Genomic DNA, 1,299 nt, shown 5'->3' with positions numbered 1-1,299 from the left:
GAGCGGGAAGAGCGGCACGTGGCGTAACTGGGCGGGGAACGTCACCGCCCGGCCGGCCCGGGAGGTCACGCCGGCCTCCGTCGAGGAACTCTCCGCGGCCGTGCGCGAGGCCGCGGAGGACGGGCTCAGAGTCAAGGCCGTGGGCACCGGGCACTCCTTCACGGCCGCCGCCGCGACCGACGGCGTACTGATACGCCCCCAGCTCCTCACCGGCATACGCAAGATCGACCGCGAGGCGGGCACCGTCACCGTGGAGGCCGGGACGTCTTTGAAGCGACTGAACGTGGCCCTGGCCCGCGAGGGGCTGTCGCTCACGAACATGGGCGACATCATGGAGCAGACGGTCTCCGGCGCGATCAGCACCGGAACGCACGGCACCGGCCGCGACTCGGCCTCGATCGCCGCTCAGATCACAGCACTCGAGCTGGTGACGGCGGACGGCTCCGTCCTCACCTGCTCCGAGAAGGAGAATCCCGAGGTCTTCGCGGCGGCCCGCGTCGGAATCGGCGCCCTGGGCGTCATCACCGCGATCACCTTCTCCGTAGAGCCCATGTTCCTGCTCACGGCCCGTGAGGAGCCGATGAGCTTCGACGAGGTCACGAGCACCTTCGACGAACTGTTCGCGGAGAACGAGCACTTCGAGTTCTACTGGTTCCCGCACACCGACAACTGCAACACGAAGCGCAACAACCGCAGCACGGGCCCCGAGAAGCCCGTCAGCGCCGTACGCGGCCTCCTCGAGGACGAGTTCCTCTCCAACAACGTCTTCCAGATGGCCAATTCCGTGGGCCGCGCCGTGCCCGCCACGATCCCCGCCATCGCGAAGATCTCCAGCCGCGCCCTGTCCGCGCGGACCTACACCGACATCCCCTACAAGGTCTTCACCTCCCCGCGCCGGGTGCGCTTCACGGAGATGGAATACGCCGTCCCCCGCGCGGCCCTCACCGAGACCCTCCGCGAACTCAAGGCCATGGTCGAGCGCTCACCCCTGCGGATCAGCTTCCCCGTCGAGGTGCGCACCGCACCCGCCGACGACATCACCCTCTCCACGGCATCCGGCCGGGACAGCGCCTACATCGCCGTCCACATGTACAAAGGCACGCCCTACCAGGCCTACTTCAGCGCCGCCGAACGGATCTTCACCGCACACGAGGGACGGCCCCACTGGGGAAAAATCCACACACGCGGCGCCGACCACCTCGCCAAGACCTACCCGCGCTTCACCGAGTTCACCGCCCTGCGAGACCGGCTCGACCCGGAACGACGGTTCGGGAACGACTACTTGCGGCGGGTGCTGGG

1 protein-coding gene is annotated in these 1,299 nt (G+C 68.4%); it reads left to right on the top strand.

Going from position 1 to position 1,299, the window contains the following annotated elements; genetic code table 11:
- A partial coding sequence (locus ACTWQR_RS55700; RefSeq protein ID WP_443235011.1) for a D-arabinono-1,4-lactone oxidase occupies positions 1–1,299 on the top strand: 1,299 nt, incomplete at both ends.

Source organism: Streptomyces sp. 2A115 (assembly GCF_052245575.1).
GTDB lineage: Bacteria > Actinomycetota > Actinomycetes > Streptomycetales > Streptomycetaceae > Streptomyces.
Note: the sequence above shows the minus strand (reverse complement) of the source record. Positions and strands in the feature narration are given on the sequence as shown.